This is a genomic window from Nitriliruptor alkaliphilus DSM 45188 (genome assembly GCF_000969705.1).
Taxonomy (GTDB): domain Bacteria; phylum Actinomycetota; class Nitriliruptoria; order Nitriliruptorales; family Nitriliruptoraceae; genus Nitriliruptor; species Nitriliruptor alkaliphilus.
The window spans coordinates 3214377-3230968 of the sequence record NZ_KQ033901.1; the positions used below are offsets into that span (position 1 = coordinate 3214377).

General features: G+C 74.5%; 15 protein-coding genes. 6 read left to right on the top strand and 9 right to left on the bottom strand.

Annotation, left to right across the window (positions count from 1 at the left end; translation table 11 throughout):
• Positions 1 to 8 precede the first annotated feature (8 nt).
• Genes NITAL_RS14980 through NITAL_RS14990 form a run of 3 tightly spaced genes read right to left on the bottom strand, consistent with a single transcriptional unit; the run spans position 9 to position 4644 of the window.
• Positions 9 to 953, bottom strand: coding sequence for a hypothetical protein (locus NITAL_RS14980; RefSeq protein ID WP_052667051.1), 945 nt, complete (start codon positions 951 to 953; stop codon positions 9 to 11).
• Positions 950 to 3448: an AAA family ATPase gene (locus tag NITAL_RS14985; protein ID WP_052667052.1), complete on the bottom strand. Its 2499-nt coding sequence runs from the start codon at positions 3446 to 3448 to the stop codon at positions 950 to 952. Before NITAL_RS14985 ends, NITAL_RS14980 begins: the two co-directional genes overlap by 4 nt.
• Positions 3445 to 4644: an exonuclease SbcCD subunit D gene (locus NITAL_RS14990; protein ID WP_052667053.1), complete on the bottom strand. Its 1200-nt coding sequence runs from the start codon at positions 4642 to 4644 to the stop codon at positions 3445 to 3447. The genes NITAL_RS14985 and NITAL_RS14990 overlap by 4 nt, the downstream gene beginning before the upstream one ends.
• Positions 4645 to 4829: 185 nt before the next feature.
• On the opposite strand from NITAL_RS14990, the gene NITAL_RS14995 reads away from it, so the two are divergent.
• The gene (locus NITAL_RS14995; RefSeq protein ID WP_052667054.1) at positions 4830 to 5018 is read left to right on the top strand and encodes a hypothetical protein; all 189 of its coding nucleotides are present in this window, start codon (positions 4830 to 4832) and stop codon (positions 5016 to 5018) included.
• Between the two features lie 24 nt (positions 5019 to 5042).
• On the opposite strand, the gene NITAL_RS15000 is transcribed toward NITAL_RS14995, so the two are convergent.
• Positions 5043 to 6752, bottom strand: a complete 1710-nt coding sequence (locus tag NITAL_RS15000; RefSeq protein WP_211262432.1) for a hypothetical protein — start codon at positions 6750 to 6752, stop codon at positions 5043 to 5045.
• 182 nt (positions 6753 to 6934) lie between these two features.
• On the opposite strand from NITAL_RS15000, the gene NITAL_RS15005 reads away from it, so the two are divergent.
• A complete protein-coding gene (locus NITAL_RS15005) occupies positions 6935 to 7933 on the top strand; it encodes an FAD-dependent oxidoreductase (protein WP_052667056.1) in 999 nt (332 codons plus the stop codon).
• A gap of 26 nt (positions 7934 to 7959) precedes the next feature.
• On the opposite strand, the gene NITAL_RS15010 is transcribed toward NITAL_RS15005, so the two are convergent.
• From NITAL_RS15010 to NITAL_RS15020, 3 genes are all read right to left on the bottom strand, one after another.
• Positions 7960 to 8382: a cupin domain-containing protein gene (locus tag NITAL_RS15010; protein ID WP_052667057.1), complete on the bottom strand. Its 423-nt coding sequence runs from the start codon at positions 8380 to 8382 to the stop codon at positions 7960 to 7962.
• A gap of 39 nt (positions 8383 to 8421) precedes the next feature.
• Positions 8422 to 10164, bottom strand: coding sequence for an ATP-binding protein (locus NITAL_RS15015; RefSeq protein WP_052667058.1), 1743 nt, complete (start codon positions 10162 to 10164; stop codon positions 8422 to 8424).
• A gap of 129 nt (positions 10165 to 10293) precedes the next feature.
• Positions 10294 to 11316, bottom strand: a complete 1023-nt coding sequence (locus NITAL_RS15020; RefSeq protein ID WP_052667059.1) for a putative glycolipid-binding domain-containing protein — start codon at positions 11314 to 11316, stop codon at positions 10294 to 10296.
• Positions 11317 to 11401: 85 nt separating this feature from the next.
• On the opposite strand from NITAL_RS15020, the gene NITAL_RS15025 reads away from it, so the two are divergent.
• From NITAL_RS15025 to ligD, 3 genes are read left to right on the top strand one after another with little or no spacing between them, the layout of a single operon-like run.
• Positions 11402 to 12391 carry an ATP-dependent DNA ligase gene (locus tag NITAL_RS15025; RefSeq protein WP_052667060.1) on the top strand — a complete coding sequence of 330 codons (990 nt, stop codon included), beginning with the start codon at positions 11402 to 11404 and terminating at the stop codon, positions 12389 to 12391.
• 58 nt (positions 12392 to 12449) lie between these two features.
• Positions 12450 to 13256 (top strand): non-homologous end joining protein Ku, encoded by an 807-nt coding sequence (gene ku / locus NITAL_RS15030; RefSeq protein ID WP_052669710.1) that lies wholly within the window; start codon positions 12450 to 12452, stop codon positions 13254 to 13256.
• An 8-nt stretch (positions 13257 to 13264) separates the two neighbouring features.
• Positions 13265 to 14179, top strand: a complete 915-nt coding sequence (ligD, locus tag NITAL_RS15035) for a non-homologous end-joining DNA ligase (RefSeq protein ID WP_211262433.1) — start codon at positions 13265 to 13267, stop codon at positions 14177 to 14179.
• A 13-nt stretch (positions 14180 to 14192) separates the two neighbouring features.
• Here ligD and NITAL_RS15040 read toward each other — a convergent pair whose 3' ends face one another.
• Together NITAL_RS15040 and NITAL_RS15045 are read right to left on the bottom strand one after the other, a co-directional pair.
• On the bottom strand, positions 14193 to 15251 hold the full coding sequence (locus NITAL_RS15040) for a hypothetical protein (protein ID WP_052667062.1): 1059 nt from the start codon (positions 15249 to 15251) through the stop codon (positions 14193 to 14195).
• Complete coding sequence (locus NITAL_RS15045; RefSeq protein ID WP_052667063.1) at positions 15251 to 15922, bottom strand: RNA polymerase sigma factor; 672 nt, start codon at positions 15920 to 15922, stop codon at positions 15251 to 15253. The genes NITAL_RS15040 and NITAL_RS15045 overlap by 1 nt, the downstream gene beginning before the upstream one ends.
• Before the next feature lie 151 nt (positions 15923 to 16073).
• On the opposite strand from NITAL_RS15045, the gene NITAL_RS15050 reads away from it, so the two are divergent.
• Complete coding sequence (locus tag NITAL_RS15050) at positions 16074 to 16517, top strand: VOC family protein (RefSeq protein ID WP_052667064.1); 444 nt, start codon at positions 16074 to 16076, stop codon at positions 16515 to 16517.
• The last annotated feature ends 75 nt before the right edge of the window (positions 16518 to 16592 follow it).

Below are 16592 nucleotides of genomic sequence, written 5' to 3' on the forward strand. Positions count from 1 at the left end.
ACGTCGTGTCAGGCGACGCCCGCACGCAGGGCGCGTAGCACGTGGGCGGCGTCGCCGAGACGGTGGGTGAGCTGCTTCTCGAGCCCCCCGATCGGGTAGAGGTTCTGGGGCGCGCGTCGGTCCTTGTGCGGCTGCGACGCGAACCGGGGGAGCGTGGCCGCCACGCGGTCGGCGAGCGTCACCACATCGGCCACCGGTAGGTCGCCCGACGCCTCGCAGCGCACGATCCCGGCCCACGGATGCCCGGTCCCGTACGGCAGCCGCAGGTACCACGAGAACCGCGTCCACGACGAGGTCGCCAGGAACAGCGGGGTGCGCTGGCCGGGTGCGAGGTCGGCGACCGTGCGGGCCACGGCGTCCTCGAGGTAGGCCACGTGGTGGGTCTTGACGTACCCGACCGCGTGGTCGACGGCGACGCTGCCGTCCAGGGGGCCGTCCACGATCAACAGGTCGCTGTCGGCGGCGCGTTCGAGGAGGCGGCGTTCGAGCCGCCGCAGCCGCTCCTGTACGCCCGCACGCAGCGTGTCGGCATCGTCATCGGCCACCGCGCGTGGCAGGAACTCGCCGGCCGTGGTCGTCACCGTCGGTAGGACCCCCGCGGGACCGACCACGAGGCGCTGAACCTCGCACGCCTCGACCTCGGCCGATGGTCCGTCGCAGCACACGGTGCCAGCGGCGATGGACGCGGCGAGGGCCTGGCGGGTGCGTTCACCCGGTGGGGTGACCCACAGGTGCCCCTCGATGCGGCGAACCCCGTCGACGAACCGGACCGGACCGTTGGCCGGCGCGCAGGTCGGGCTGCGAGGTGCCCACTCCGCCTCGGGGACCTCGACGTTCGCGTCGACCGGTCCGGGGGAGGTCGCCATGCGTTCGAGCGCGGACGTGGCCGAACCCATCGACGGGTCCCACCCGTCGATCGCGACCTGCACCGGCCCCTCCACCGCGGCGCTCACGCGACCTCCTCGGACCCGGTGCCGACCACCTGGCTGGTGTCGGCGGTCGGCAGGTCGTCGGCTGTGACGGGGGCGCCCTCGTCGATGCGGCGCACGCTCGATCCGGTCGGGCCCTTGCGGACCTCGAAGCGCACCGGCAACCGTTCGGCGAGGTCGCGCACGTGGGTCACGATGCCGACGACCCGACCCCGCGCGCCGAGCTCCTCGAGCGCAGCGGCGACCACGTCGAGGGTGTCCGGGTCGAGCGTGCCGAACCCCTCGTCGAGGAACAACGACTCGAGCCGGGCGGCGCCATCGGCGGCGAGCTCGGCGACGTGGTCGGCCAACGCCAACGCCAGCGCGAGCGACGCGAGGAACCGTTCGCCGCCCGAGAGGCTGCGCACGCTGCGCGGTTCGTCGGCGTTGCGGTGGTCGAGCACCAGGAACTGGTTGGTGGCGTCCAGCGCGAGGGAGTACGCCCCCGACGAGAGCTCGCGCAGCAGCGCCGACGCGCCGGCGATCAGGCGGGTCAGGGCCCGGGACAGCAGCCAGCGCTCGAAGCCGTCGGCGCGCAGCAGCTTGCCGAGGTGCTCGGCCACCTGCTGGTCCGCACGGGCGGCGTCCCGCTCGGCGGTGACCTCGGCCACCTGCGCGATGCGCTGCGCCAGCGTGGCGTGCTGGGCCTGCGCCGTGGCCAGCGCCCCGGCCACGGCGACCCCCGCCGCGGAGCCGGCGGGCACGTCCACCCCGGCGCGGGCGCACTCCTCCCGGAGCGCACCGTTGACCGTGGCGTACCGCTCGCGTGCCTCGACCACCGCGGCCGCTGCCTCGTCGGCGCGGGCGATCGCGGCCGGCCGGGTGGTCTCGGCCCAGGCGAGAAGCGTGTCCCAGGCGGCGGCGAGGTCACGGCGGTCGGGGGACGGGGGCCCGAGGCGTGCCACCGCGTCCCGGGCGGCGTCCAGGGTGCCCCACGCCGCCTGCTCACCGGCACGGGCGGCCTCGTCGGCGCGACGCGCCTCGGCCTCGGCCTGGCGAGCGGCGCGGTCGTCGGTCCGCGCGGCGGTGACTGCGGCGTCGGCTGCCGCGACCCGGGTGACCAGGGCGTCGGCCGCGTCGGTGTCGGCCACGCCCGCGGCCGCGAGGGCGGCCGTTCGTGCATCGTGGGCCTCAGCCAGCCGACGCTCGGCCGCCCGCCGGCGTTCATCGCTACTGGCGGCGTGCCGGTCGGCGTCCCGGACGCTGGCTGCGGCAGCGGTGCGCCCGGCCTGTGCTTCGCCGAGCGCCGTGGTGGCGGCCGCGGTGGCCGTGTCGTCGCCCGCGTCGGGTTCCTCCGCGAGGGGCGAGCCGCACACCGGGCAGTCGTCACCGGCGTGGAGCCCGTCGGTCAGGGCGTGCACCAGTTCGCGCCGCCGTGCGGCGTCGAGGGCGGCCTCGGCGTCGTGGACGCCCCGTTCGGCTGTCTCGAGCTCGCTGGCGGCCCGCGTCGCCGCGGCGTGCGCCTCGTCCGCGGCACGGACCAGCTCGGGGAGGGCGGCCTCGGCGGCGGCGACCTCGTCGGCGGTCCGCGCCAGCGCTGCGAGGATCTCCGGTGCGGGGAGCTCGGCGCGCGTCGCCTCGGCAGCGTCCAGGGCCTCGGCGGCCGTAGCCCGGCGCTGCTCGGCTTCCGTCCGGGCCTGCGACGCGGCGCGGGTCGCGTCGGCCAGGGCGTCGACGTCCTCGGGCCGTCGCAGCGAGGCCAGCGCGTCCCGGTCGTTCGCGGCTTCGGTGGCTTCGGCCGCGAGCTTCCCGCCGTGCTCACGCAGCGTGTCGAGCTCGTCCTGGACCTCGCGGCAGCGTTCGCCGAGCGCCGTCAGCTCGACCACCCGAGCCTCGAGCCGGTCGACCTCGCTGGGGTCGGCGCCGGCGAGGTCACCGTCGAGCCGGCGCTGCGCAGCATCGGCCCGGGCCGATGCCTGGGTCGCCTCGACCCGGGCGCGCTTGCCGACCTCCTCGTGCAGCCGCAGATCGAGCAGCTGCAGCAGCAGATCCCCGCGCTCAGCCGGCTTGGCGAACAGGAAGCGGTCGAACGCGCCCTGGGGCAGGACCACCGAGCGGCAGAACTGGTCGAAGCTCAGCCCGAGCAGGGACGCCACCGCGTCCGAGACCTCGTCGGCGCTGCCCGCGCGGACCACCGATCCGCCGCCGGTGGTCTCCTCGAGGCGTGCCTCCTTGGTGGTGGCGCCCTGCTTGGTCCGGCGGACGACGCGCGTTGCGGTGAAGGTCCGGTTCCCGACCGAGAAGGTGAGCCGGACGCGGCCCTCGTTGGCCCCCTGGGTGATCACCGGCGCCACCATCCGGCGGTCCTCGTAGCGCGGGACCGTGCCGTACAGGGCCAGCATCATCGCGTCGACCATCAGCGTGGTCTTGCCCGCCCCGGTCGGGCCGGAGAGGGCGAACAGGTCGACACCGGCGAGGTCGAGCTCGGTCCGCTCACGGAACGATCCGATGCCCTCGAGCTCGATGAACAGCGGCCTCACGGGCCCACCGGTGACGCGTCCCGGTCGGCGTCCTGCGCGTCCTCGAGCAGCCGTTGGAACAGCGCGGTCACCCGCTGGTCCTCGATCCCGAGCTCGTCGAGGTACTCGCCGAACAGCGCGGCGGGGGAGGCCCGCAGGGCGTCGACGTCCAGCTCGGCCGGTGCGTCCCGGGCGTCCTCGTCCTCGCGCGGGGCCACACCGACGTCCACCGCATCGGGCAGCGCGTCGCGGACCTCGTCGGCGAGGCCGGGGCGGGGCGGCTCGTCGAGCACGACCCGAAGCAGGTCGTCGCCGACCTCGTCCCGGGCGGCCAGGACCTGGTCCAGGGTGCCCTTGAGGGTGCGCAGACGCCGGCCGGAGGTGAGCGGCACCTGCTCGACCCGCGCGGGCGTGGCGGCGGTCGCCTCGACCAGGAGGACCGCCTTGGCGCCGCGGTCGGCCTCGCCGAAGTCGAGGTGCAGCGGAGAACCGCAGTACCAGATCGGTGCCGGTCCCTGGATCCGGTGGGGCAGGTGCAGGTGGCCGAGCGCGACGTAGTGCGCCGTCGACGGGAACGCTTGCGGCGGCACGACGTAATCGAAGATGGTGTGGGCCTGTCGTTCCCCACCACCCAGGGACGGTCCGCCGCTGCCGGCCACGGTGAGGTGGCCGACCACCAGGTTGACGGTGTCGGAGCCGAAGTCGGCGGTCAGCGACGCCACGATGCGGGCCACGCGTTCGGCGTACGTGCCGGCGTGCTGGGCGGCGTCGCGGCGCATCAGCTGCTCGGAGGTCACGATGCCGCGCTGCGAGAGGAACGGCACGAGGGCGACGCGGGCGACCTCACCGTCGCGGGTGGTCAGGTCGAGCACGCCACCGCGATCGGGGGGCGCGACGTGCTCGGCGAGGTGGACGTTGCCGAGCTCGAGCAACGGCCGGACCGCTGCCCAGCGGCGCGGGTTGTCGTGGTTGCCGGCCAGGACCACGACGTGCGCCCCGGTGTCGGCGAGGTCGAGCAGGGCCCGGTAGACGATCCGTTCCGACTCGGCCGAGGGCGCCCCGGTGTCGAACTGGTCCCCGGCCACGAGGATGAGGTCGACGTCCCGATCGTGGGCGATCCCGGCGATCTCGGCCAGGACCGCACGGTGCTCGTCGGCCCGGGACCGTCCGCGGACGGTCCGGCCCACGTGCCAGTCGGAGGTGTGCAGGATGAGCATGGCGTCAGGCTACGCGTCGAGCGCGACACGCCCGCGCAGGTCCCTCCCGTGGGCGACGGCCCCGGGCGGCGTCCGGACGGCCGCCGGCGTGCGTCGCGGGGCCGGTTGACCAGGGGCCCTTCGTATGGGGGAGCGGCGCGCTCCGTGGCCCACACTCGACGACCGACACCTGAGGAGCCACCCCGGTGAGCGTCAAGCGCATCGCCAAGAACAGCAGCAACGTCGTCAAGGGTGAGCCGGACCGACGTGCCACCGCCGCGAAGGGACGGCCCGTACGCCGCGGAGGCCTGGCCGGCCACGACGGCGGGCTCGCCAAGGGTCTCGAGCGGGCGCTCCAGGGCGCGCTCGGCGGCAAGCGGAAGCGCCGCCGCTGAGCCGGGTCCTCGGCGGCCGCTGGGTCACTGGTAGGTGACGAGCACGACCTCGGGTTCGAGGTCGAGGATGTACTCCGGCTGGGCGACGACGGGGTCCTCGTCGTAGAAGTTCTTCCACGCCCAGTGCCACCGGTCCTCGGCGCCCGCCGTCAGCGTCCGCCAGGTCTCCAGCTTCGTGCCCTGAGGCCCCTGACCGTCCATGTGGATCACGACCGCGACCTCGCGAGGTGCCTCGATGGTGTCCCGGTCCGGCAGCATCGACAGCCGGAACTGGTGCAGCACGAGCAGCTTCTCGGCCACACCCGTGTCCCGGGCGAGCTCGGCGTACCAGTCGACGACCGCTTGCACCTCCGCGGCGTCGACGGAGCCGATCTGGCGCAGGTGGACCTGATCGGGTTCGAGCCGCCACTCGGGGTCGAGAGCGAGGCCGACGTGGGGTTCTCGCAGCAGTTCCTCGTAGATCCGGGCCTGGGTGAGGAAGTCGGTGCGGCCGGGCTGGAGGTCGAGGATGACCTGCATGCCCTCCTCGCCCGCGCGGTCGACGAGGTCGCGGAACTCCTCCGGCGGGGTGACGCGCGAGTAGTTGCCGTCGTCGCCGGCCTCCGCGCTGGCCACCGTGACGATGACCTCGAGGGTCGGGACGACCTCGCGGCCGTCGGCGTCGTAGCCGGCGGACACCTCGCGGACCCGCTCGAAGGTGGCATCGAGGTCCTGCTCGCCGAGGGCGCCGAGGACGGTGCTGTCGGGCCGTCCGTACAGCGCCACCATGCGCGTGCCATCGAAGTGGCGCAGCGTCCCGCCCGGCAGGAGCGGCGCCTCCGCGAGGAGCACGACGTCACGGCCGGGGTCCCCGGCGAAGGTGCCGACCGGGACGAGCGAGGACGCATCGAGCCCGGCGCCGCGCACCCTGGCGACCGTCCGCCGGGCGAGCAGGTCACCACCCGACACCGGGACCACCTCGTCGCCGCGCAGCGCGGCGAGGACGATCGTCGGCAACGCCGCCGGATCGGCGGGGTCGACGAGCCAGGCGGGACCGCCGTCACCGTCGAGTTCCCACGGAGCCTCGGCGGGGACGGCGTCGGGAAACCGGTCCCCGAGGTCCCCGATCGTCACCACCTCGGCGGCCGGGGGCAGCTGCGGCGGCGGACCGTCGCGGTCGACGGGCAGCACGGCAGCACCCGTGCGGATCGCGACCTGCCCCGCCCCGGCGAGGAGGTTGGGTTCGTCGGTGGGTGCGGCGACGAAGGTGGTCGCGCCGAGCTCCTCGGCGACGCGGACGGCGACGCCGGTCCCATCGTCCGCCGCCGCGTCCGCCCTCTCGTCCGTCCGCTCGAGCAGCCGGACCTCGGGGTCGCCGAGGGACGCGAGCACGTCGGCGAGCTCCGCCTCGTCGCCGATCAGCAGCGGCGCGCCCGCGGCCGCGGCGAGCGGTGCGGCGATGGCCGCCAGCGCCGCGTCGCCGGGCACCACGAGCACGACCTGCTCGACGCACTCGGTCCCCGCGGTGACCGCGCCGGGCACGTCGAGGCTGCCGTCGGTCCCGCGCAGCGCCACCGGGTCGACCTCGGCGGCCAGCGTGCATCGCGGCTCGGCCTCGGGGGGCGCGGTCTCCTCGACCGCCGAGCGGTCCTCGACCGGATCCTCGACCGGGTCGTCGCCCCTCGTCGGTAGCAGGTCCTCGGGCGGCAGCAGGCCCTGGACGGCGCACGTGGTCAGCACGACCGTCCCGGCCACCGTGACGAGCACGGTCCGGATCAGGCGACGGCGCCGCGTCGGACTCAGGGTCGACCCTCCGAGGTCGTGGGCGAGGTGACGGGCGCCGTGACGCTAGCCACGCCGGTCCGGTGGCGCGGACGCCGGATCCCGTCGCGCGGCCGCGGTCGCAGGACACGGTGACGTCACGTTAGGTTCGGGCCGTGGACCCTTCACCGTCCGGTACCGATCCGGCTCTCGGCCGCGACCTCGACGTCGTGGTCGTCGGCGCCGGCGTCGTCGGCCTCAGCGCGGCGCTCGCGCTGCAGGCCACCGGCCGGCGGGTGGCGATCGTGACCGCCGACGCCGTCTCCGACACCACCTCCCACGTCGCGGCGGCCGTGTGGTTCCCGACCGAGGTGGGCCCGCAGGACCGCGTGGCGGTGTGGGGGCGCCACACCTTCGAGGTCCTGAGCGCGACCGCCCGCGACCACCCCGCGGCCGGCGTGCTGCTGCGTGACACGGTCATGCTCTACCGCGAGCCTCCCGGTCGCCCCTGGTGGGCCGCCGCGGTCGACGGAGTGCGGGACGCCCGGCCGGAGCAGCTGCCCCCGGGCTACGCCCACGGGCTGGCCTTCTCGGTACCGCTCGTCGAGATGCCCGTCCACCTCGCGTGGCTCGTCGCGCGGTTCACCGCGGCGGGCGGGCGGCTGCACCGCGCTCGGTTGACGTCCCTGCGGGACCTCGCCGGCGTCGCACCCGTCCTCGTGCACTGCAGCGGCCTCGGGGCACGCGACCTGGTCGGTGACACGAGCGTGGTCCCGGTACGAGGTCAGGTGGTCCGCACCACCAACCCGGGGTTGACCGTGAGCCTGCGCGATCAGCACCACCCCGACGGCTACACCTACGTGCACCCCCGCACCGACGACGTGGTGCTCGGGGGCACCCTGGAGGTGGGGCGCAGCGACCTGGTGCCCGACCCCGACGTGACGGCGGCCATCCTGGCGCGGTGCACCGCCCTCGCGCCGGCCCTGGCCGACGCCGAGGTGATCGGGGCGGCCGTCGGGCTGCGGCCGGGGCGGCCGACGGTGCGCCTCGAGGTCGACGAGCGGACCGTCCCCGGGACGGTGGTCGTGCACGACTACGGGCACGGCGGCGCCGGCGTCACCCTCGCCTGGGGGTGCGCCGCCGAGGTGGTGCGCCTCGTCGAGGCCCGTACCTGAACCGGTTCGGAGCCCGTTGGCGTCGCTCAGTGGTGGTGCTCGTCGGCGTCCGCGTCGGCCTTGGTGGGGTGCACGGTGCCGTGCGCGTGCTCCGGTGGGGCGTACAGGGCGTACAGGCGCAGGGGACGGTCCCCGGTGTTGGTGACGTTGTGCCACGTCCCGGCCGGGACGAGTATCGCCGAGTCGTCCTCGATGGCCTGATCGAGCGGTAGGTCGTCCTCGCTCGGCCCCATCTGGACCCGGCCGCGTCCGACCTCGATGCGCAGGAACTGGTCCCGGTCGTGGTGCACCTCGAGACCGACGTCGTCCCCCGGCGCGATGGCCATGACCGTCAGCTGCAGGTTCGTGCCGGTCCACAGCGTCGTGCGGAAGTTGCCGTTGATCAGCGTCGCCTCGTCGATGTCGAGCACGAACGGCTCCGGACCCTCGTCCTTCGGGTGGGTGGTCATCGCAGCTCCTCGCTGGTCGCTTGGTCCTTCAGGTCGCGATCAGAACGGCATGCCGTCGGGTGCTCCAGTGTGGCTGTCCAGGCCGGCGAAGGGGTCGTCCGGTTGGGTCACGATGCCGTCGTCGCCCGTGGCGGGTCCCGCCCCTGCTTCGGAGGGCCGCGTCGCCCACGACGGGAACGGGAACTCGACCACCAGCGGGATCGGCAGGGCCGGCTGGGACAGGATCATCGTCCCCGGCTTGACGATGGTCGCCCGCTGTCGGAAGGCGGTGGGCAGGAACCCGTACTCGTCGCGTCCCGCCTCGGCGGCGTCGAGGCGGCCGACCACCCGGATCGCCGAGTTCGCGACGACGCGACGCTCGACCTCCGACGCGGTCTGCTGCGCGCCGATCAGGATCATCCCGAGGGAGCGGCCGCGCTCGGCGATGTCGAGCAGGAGCTCCTTGATGGGGGACGAGCCCTCGCGCGGGGCGTACTTGTTGAGCTCGTCGAGCACCACGAAGGTCAGGGGGTCGGCGCTCCCCGAGGCCTCCTTGGCCTCGAACTGGCGACGCAGGACCACACCGACCACGAAGCGCTTCGCACGGTCGTTGAGCCGGTGGATGTCGACCACGGTGACCTGGGCCTCGTGCCGGATCCGGTGGGCCTCCGGTCGGGCGACGTCGCCGCGGATGAGGTCCTCGACGTGACGCAGCGAGCCGTACAGACGGCGCACGAAAGCATTGATGGTCCCGACCCCGACGGCCCGCCCCGCCCACCGGGGGGCCTCGTCCTCCGACTCGAGCCGCTCGCGCACGACGTCGATCAGCTCGCGGAAGGTGCGGCAGGTGACGCCTTCGAGGCGTACCGCGCCGTCCCCGGTCGGCACCGCGTCGCGCTGGAGGCGGGCGGTCACGTTGTCGACGACCATCGTGTACTGCTGGCGGTCGTCCCCGGCGTCGGCGAACAGGAAGGGCAACAGCCCGTCGCGGCAGAACTCCTCGAGGGTCCAGAAGAACGAGCCGATGCCCTCGCGGCGTGCGCCGGTGTCCGGCGCGGCGTTGTCCGCGCCGCGCCGCGGCGGTGCCCACATCTCCACCGAGCGGAACGCCGTGGCGGGCAGGCCGAGGAGCTCGTAGCGCGCCCGCGAGGTGTCGTCGAGCTTGGCGTTCTCGTGGTCGAGGAAGAGCAGATCCTCGCCCTTGACGTTGAAGATGAGCGCCTTGGCGTTGTGGGCCGCCCCGAGCACACCGGACGTGAACAGCGCGTGCAGCAGGAAGGTCGCGTAGGTGGTCTTGGTCGCCACCCCGGACACCCCGGAGATGTTGACGTGCGCGCCACGGGTGCCGTCGAGGAAGTCGAGGTCGAGCACGACGCGCTGGCCGTCGCGGGTCAGCCCCGCCGGCAGCTGGCGTTCCATGCCGTCGAAGAAGAGGGCCTGGTCGCGGTCGTCGCCGACCGCCTTGACGACCGCCTGGCCGGGCAGCGGTGGGACGAACACCTCGGGTTCGAACCGTGTCGCGAGGACCTGGGCCGCCTCGGACACCTCGGCCGGCAGCACCCCGTCCTCGATCAGGAACACGTCGGAGTCGAAACGGGCCCCCTCGTGCCGGGCGCGGACCTGGCTGACGAGGCCGTAGATCCGTACCGGGGGCCCGCCCGGCGGGGTCCGACGCAACGCGACGACGTCGTCGAGCTGGAGGAACTGGTCCGGCGCGACCGCCACCCAGAACTCCAGGGGGGTGGCGTCCTCCGTGCCGAGCACGCGACCGACCAGCGGTGGCGCGGTCGGATCCTCAGCCACGGTCGCCTCGCACGGGTCCCTCGCTCGTCGGGTCGGGCTCGTCGGTCGGGCCTGCGCCGTCGGGCGCGCCCCGACGGCAGCCTACGTGCCGGCACCGACGTGCCCGGTGATGGGCCGCCACCTGCGAGGTCAGGTCCGGTGCCAGACCTCGCCGTAGCGTTCGACGAGGCCGTGCTCGTCCACCGTGAGGTCCGCCTCGAAGCCGGTGGTCGAGCGGTAGCGCCAGGTGCGCCTGCCCGTCCGGGTGTAGCGCTGGTCGAGCCGCTGCACCGTGTCACCGGGGACGCGGACCCAGGCGGCGGCCACCTCCGCGTCCTCCTGCCCGGCGGCGAGCAGCCTGCGGATCGGCAGGGTGTTGGTCAGCGGGCTGACCTCCACGTCGACGTCGGTGGCGCCGGCCAGGGCCGGGGCCTCGTGCCCGTCACGCCACCACGTGCCGGCACCGTCGCTGGTCAGCCGGCGGACCGAACCATCCGCGTCGACCTCGGCTCGCCGGGTCCGCCACGACCCGTCGACCTCGACCGTGATGGTCACCTCGCGGTCGGGGAGGTCCGCCGCGAGCGCCCACCCGTCGGGCAGCGCGGTGAGGCTGGCCACCTCGGCCCCGTGGGGGCCGTCCCAGCCGATCGTCACGTCGGCAGCAGCGGGCGTGATCGGCTTGACGAGGCGGTACTCGGTGGTGTCGGAGGGGTCGTGCAGCTGGCGCTCCTCGCCGGTCCGCTGGTAGCCGAGCTGCTCGTAGCGGTGGTGCGCGGCGGCGAACCGGGTGTCGGACCACAGCTCCACGCTCGTCGCGCCGAGGCCGGCCGCGTGGCGCTCCACGACCTCGATCAGGCGGGTCGCGAGGCCGCGACCGCGGTGGTCGCGGTCGACGTACAGACGCTTGAGCTCGACGCATGCACGTCGGTCCAGCGGCCCGGCGCCGATCGACGCCACGATCCGTCCGTCGATCTCGACGACCCACCAGGGGCTGCCGCGCTGTGCCGCGGTCGTCCCCGGGGTGGGCAGATCGTCGTCGATGCCGGGCAGGTCGAGCACGCACCCGGGGTACTCCTCGAACGCCGCGACGACGAGGGCGATCAGCCCGTCGGCGTCGGCGTCGGCCACGCGCCGCAGGCCGGCAGGGAGCCCAGAGCGGTCGTCGGCGAGCACGGGGCGGACCTCCTCCGCGGCCGGCCTCGGTCGTGGGCCGGTGGAGGCTAGCGTCACCCGTGACGGGCGGGACGAGGGAGCGGACGTGCAGGCGACGGCGAGGCTGCGGCCCATGCTGGCCACGGCCGGCCGGGTCTCCGACGTCACCGAGGGCTTCCTGCACGAGATCAAGTGGGACGGCGCCCGGGTGCTCGCCCACCTCGACGGTGACGGCGGGCTGGTCCTGCGCTCCCGCAGCGGCGCCGACGTGACCGTCTCCTACCCCGAGCTCGCCGACCTGGCCACGCGCGTCGACGGTCCCACGGTCCTCGACGGCGAGGTCATCGTGCTCGACGACGACGGCGCGGCATCCTTCTCCCGGCTCCAACCGCGCCTGCAGCTGCGTGACCCCACCCGGGTGCGGCGGGCCGCGGCCGAGTCGCCCGTCCTCTACGTGATCTTCGATGTCCTCATCTGCCGAGGGCGTGCGGTGTTCGACGAGCCCGTCGAGGACCGCCGCGCCATGCTCGAGCAGCTCGGCCTCCACGGCGGCCGCATCCAGGTCCCGCCCGCCACCGACGACGTGGCCCAGCTGCTCGAGGTCGCGGCCGCGCGCGGTGACGAGGGGGTCGTCAGCAAGCGGCTCGGCAGCACCTACCGGCCGGGGGCACGCTCGAACGACTGGATCAAGCTGCCGTTCGCCCACCGCCGTGACGTGGTCATCGGTGCCTGGCGGCCGGAGGGTGGCGAACGACCCGGCGGCGTGACCAGCTCACGGATCGGTGCGGTGGTGGTCGGTGCCCACGATGCTGACGGCAGGCTGCAGGTGCTCGGCGCGGTCGGTTCCGGCCTCGCCGGCCGGGCCGGCGAGGACCTCAAGGGCCGGCTCGAGGCGGCCGACCGCTCCCCGTTCGCGACCGACATCGCGGGGCAGGATGCCCGCTTCGTGGTCCCCTCGCTGGTGGGCACGGTCCGCTACCGGGGGCTGACCGGTGAGGGCAGGCTCCGTCAGCCGGTCTGGCTCGGGCTGCGCGACGACATCGCCGCCGGCGACGTGCTGCTCGACGCCGAGGACACGGTGGGCGCCTCGGACTGACGGTCCCTCGTCGCGGGGCGTGTCCGACGCTACGGTCCGTCGCACGGAGGTGGTCGAGGTGGCACGAGCGATCTGGAGCGGCGCCATCAGCTTCGGGCTGGTGAACATCCCGGTGAAGCTGGTCACCGCGGTGGACCGCAGGAACGTGCGCTTCCGTGAGCTGCGCCGCGAGGACGCCTCCCGCGTGCGGTACCGCAAGGTGGCCGCCGCCGACGGCGAGGAGGTCACCAGCGATCAGATGGTCAAGGGCTACGAGATCGCGCCGGATCGGTACGTGGTGCTCGAACCCGATGAGCTCAAGGCTCTGGCGCCGGAGTCGTCGCGGGCCATCGAGATCGAGGACTTCGTGGAGCTCGCCGAGATCGAGCCGCTCTACTACGACTCGTCGTACTACCTCGTCCCCGGCGACACGGCGGCCAAGCCGTACGCCCTCCTGCACACGGCGATGCGCGAGTCGGGCAAGGCCGCCGTCGCACGGTTCGTGCTGCGCACGAAGCAGCACCTGGCCATCATCCGGCCGGTCGGTGACGCGCTCGCGGTCTCGACGGTCGTCTACCACGACGAGGTCATCCCCACCGAGCAGCTCGACGGCCTGCCGGGGGAGGACGTCCAGCCGACCGACCGCGAGCTGGCCATGGCGGGCCAGCTCATCGAGTCGATGACCGTGGCCTGGGAGCCGGAGCGCTACCGCGACACCCACCGGGACCAGCTCCTGGAGCTGATCGAGCGCAAGGCGGCCGGCGAGGACATCACGGCGGCTCCGGAGCTCGAGCGCGAGGCCGGTGACGTGGTCGACCTGGTCGCGGCGCTCGAGGCGTCCCTGGCGGCCTCACGCGACGGTGGGTCGTCCGCCGAGTCGGCCTGAGGCCGATCGTGGCCGGGACCCGAACCACCGTCCGCGTCGGCGAGCGGGAGCTGTCGGTCTCCAACCTCGACAAGGTGCTCTACCCCGCCACCGGCACCACCAAGGCCGAGGTGCTCCGCTACTACGTCGATGTCGCCGAGGTGATGCTGCCCCACCTCGCCGCCCGGCCGGTCACCCTGAAGCGCTTCCCCGACGGGGTCGAGGCCGAGGGGTTCTTCGAGAAGCGTTGCCCGTCCCACGCGCCGGACTGGCTCGGCACCGTCCAGCTCGGCCGGGAGGGTCGGGAGAAGGTCGTGGATCACTGCGACCTCGCCGAGGTGGCGGCGCTGGCGTGGGCGGCCAACCTCGGCGCGCTCGAGCTGCACGTGACGATGGGGGCGGCCCCGGACACCACGGTGCCGACGGCGGTCGTGTTCGACCTCGACCCTGGAGCACCGGCCGACGTGCGCACCTGCGCCGAGGTGGCCCTGCGGATACGTGAGGTGCTCGACGGGTTGGGCCTGACCGCCGTCGCCAAGACCTCCGGCTCGAAGGGGCTGCAGGTCTACGTCCCGCTGCACGACCCGTCGATGACCTACGCCCGGACCCGGGCGTTCTCCGAGGCGGTGGCCAGGCTGCTCGAGGACCGGCACCCCGACCTGGTGGTCTCCAAGCAGACCAAGACGCTGCGCCCGGGGAAGGTGCTGATCGACTGGTACCAGAACCACCTGACCAAGACCACGGTGTGCGCCTACTCGCTGCGCGCCCGACCGCGACCGACCGTGTCCACACCCCTCACCTGGGACGAGGTCGGTGACGCGGTCGGGGCCGAGGAGGGTGCCCTCGTCCACGATCTCGACAGCGTCCGCGAACGTGTCGCCGAGCACGGCGACCTGTTCGGTGAGGTCGCGACGCTCGAACAGGACCTGCCTCGCATCGGGTGAGCCCGAGGCCGTGTCAGCGGCCCACGCCGGGTGGCTCGTCGGCCGATGCCAGGTCGTCCGGTGCCGCGTCGCCCGACGGGGCGCGGTTCGCGGCAGGGGGGCCAGTGCTCGTGCGGTCACCCACGGGGGCGATGTCCCCGGCCGGCTCCGGGCCTGCCGTGTCGGACTCGGCGAGTCCCCCACCTGCCCGGCCCGGCGCCCCGGCCCCGGGGCCGCCGGGTTCGGGGGCACCCGGCGAGGACGCGTCCGGGTCGGCGGCCTTGCCCGGCGCGTCCGTCTGCCGTTCGGGGGCATCGTCCGCGCCACCCGGGGGCCCGCCGGCGTCGTCCCCCGGTGCACTGGTCGTCTCGTCCGTGCCACCGCCAGGGCTCGGGGCCGGCGGGGTCCCGGGCGTCGTCGGCAGGTTCGGTGTCAGCTCCGATGGCGCGTCGCCGACGGCATCGCGGTCAGGCGGCGGTGTCCCCGTCGGCGCCTCGGCTGCGTCGTCATCCCGCGCCACGTCGTCATCCCGCGCCACGTCGTCGGCGGGTTCCTCGCGCTCGGTGTGTCCCGGATCGCGCGTCCCGGCGGGCTCCGGCGGTCCGGTCCGTCGTCCCGTGCTGTCCTCGGGCACCGACCCGGTGTCCTGCCCGGACCGCGTCTCGTCGTCCGCACCCCCGGCGTCCCCGTTCTCGGCGTCCGCCCGGCCCGAGAGCTCGTCGACGACGCGTTGTGCGGGTTCGGGCAGGTTGCCCGTGGCGCCGAGGCCCCCCGCGGTCACGACAGCGGTGGCCAAGGCGGCCACGCCGATCTTGAGGGCGCCGATGGAACCGAGGGCCGTGCTGCCGGCGGCGATGCCGCCGACGGAGGCGGCCGCCCCGGCGCCCGTCGCGGCGGCAGCGCTGGAGGCCGTGGTCACCGAGGCCGCACCGGCCGCGGTCGTGCTGGCGGCGAGCGTCACCGCGCGCAGGTGGCGCCGGGCGACGTCGTCGGGCACCGGTCGGACCACGGCAGCGCGTGCGGACACGAGCCGCTCGGCGAGCTCGGCATCGCCGAGCTCCCGCGCCAGCTGCGCCACACGCTCCTGGTCCATCACCGCACCGTCTGTCCGACACCGTGAGCGTCGAGGCCAGCCCTTCCGTCACGTGTCGAGCGGTGAGCGAACGCCACGAGCGCAGGAAGCGCATCGGCGTCGGGGTCGTCGACCGCCTCGGCGGTGAGGGCGAGCCGCATCGCCTGGGCGGCCCGCCGCTGCAGCTGCTTGACCGCCCCCGGTCGCTTGCCCACGATGCCCGCGACCTCCGCGATCGAAAGGTCACCCACCACCCGCAGCAGCAGGACGCTGCGCTGCTCGGGCGTGAGGGTGTCGAGCGCGGGCTCGAGCTCGCTGAGGCCGACGTGCGCCAGGCACGCCGCTTCCGTGTCGTCACGTCCCGGGCGCGGCTCGAGGTCGGCACACGGCACGCTGGTCACGGGGCGCCGCGCGTCACGCCGCCGCGCGTCGAGGAGGCGGTGGTGGGCGATGGCGAGCACCCAGGAGCGGAACCCCCGCGCGTCGCCATCGAAGCGGTGCAGGTCCCGGACGACCTCGAGGAGGACCTCGCCGGCCACGTCCTCGGGGTCGGGCAAGCGCTGGACGCGCAGGTAGCCGATCAGGATGGGGGCCACCTCGTGGTAGAGGCGGGACCACGCGCCGGCATCGCCCGACCGGGCCGCGGCGAGCGTCGCCCCGAACCCGTCGTCACGCCCGTCGTACGCGGTCACCCTGCTCCCACCCCCGGGAGGCGATGCCCCCCCTGGTCGCGCGCCGCCCCCCGACGGCTCAGGTACAGCGTGCCACAGCGGACGGTGTGGTGTGATGCGCGCGCCTACCCTGAGGACCGTCGTCCTCCCTGACTCCAGCCTGGAGCCCCCCTTGTCCCCTGAGCTCGGTCACGTCGTCCTCCACGTCCGTGACCTGGACCGCGCGCAGCGCTTCTACACCGAGCTGCTCGGCTGGCGGGTCCGCGGGCCGGTCGGCGCGTCCGGCGTGGCGCTCGGCAGCGGTCGTGCGCCCCTGGAACTGGTGCTCGTGACGGCCGATCTCGACGCGGCCCCCCGTCCGCAGGTCACCGTCGGACCGGCCCGGCTCGGGATCCGCATCGGCGAGGGTCGTGCGGACCTCGACGCGCTGCGCCGGCGGCTCGACGAGGCCGGCGTGCACGTCGAGGGTGCGACCGACGACGGGCTGCTGCACACCCTCCACGTCAGCGACCCCGACGGCACCCCACTGGCCCTGTACGTCGAGGCCGTCGACCCCGAGATCTGGCGGCGTCGCCACGATCTGCTCCACGTACCGCCGAAGCCCCTGGCCGGTTGACGGGGCCGGCGGAGGCGGGGACACCGCCGGACGGGCAGGCGGCGCGGAAGCCCGCACCCGCCGACGGCGTTGTGC

Bases quoted from the DNA above. Each gene is read 5' to 3' on its own strand.
- NITAL_RS14990 (WP_052667053.1), bottom strand. From the start codon at position 4,644: ATGCTCATCCTGCACACCTCCGACTGGCACGTGGGCCGGACCGTCCGC.
- NITAL_RS15010 (WP_052667057.1), bottom strand. From the start codon at position 8,382: ATGACCACCCACCCGAAGGACGAGGGTCCGGAGCCGTTCGTGCTCGAC.
- NITAL_RS15040 (WP_052667062.1), bottom strand. From the start codon at position 15,251: ATGGACCAGGAGCGTGTGGCGCAGCTGGCGCGGGAGCTCGGCGATGCC.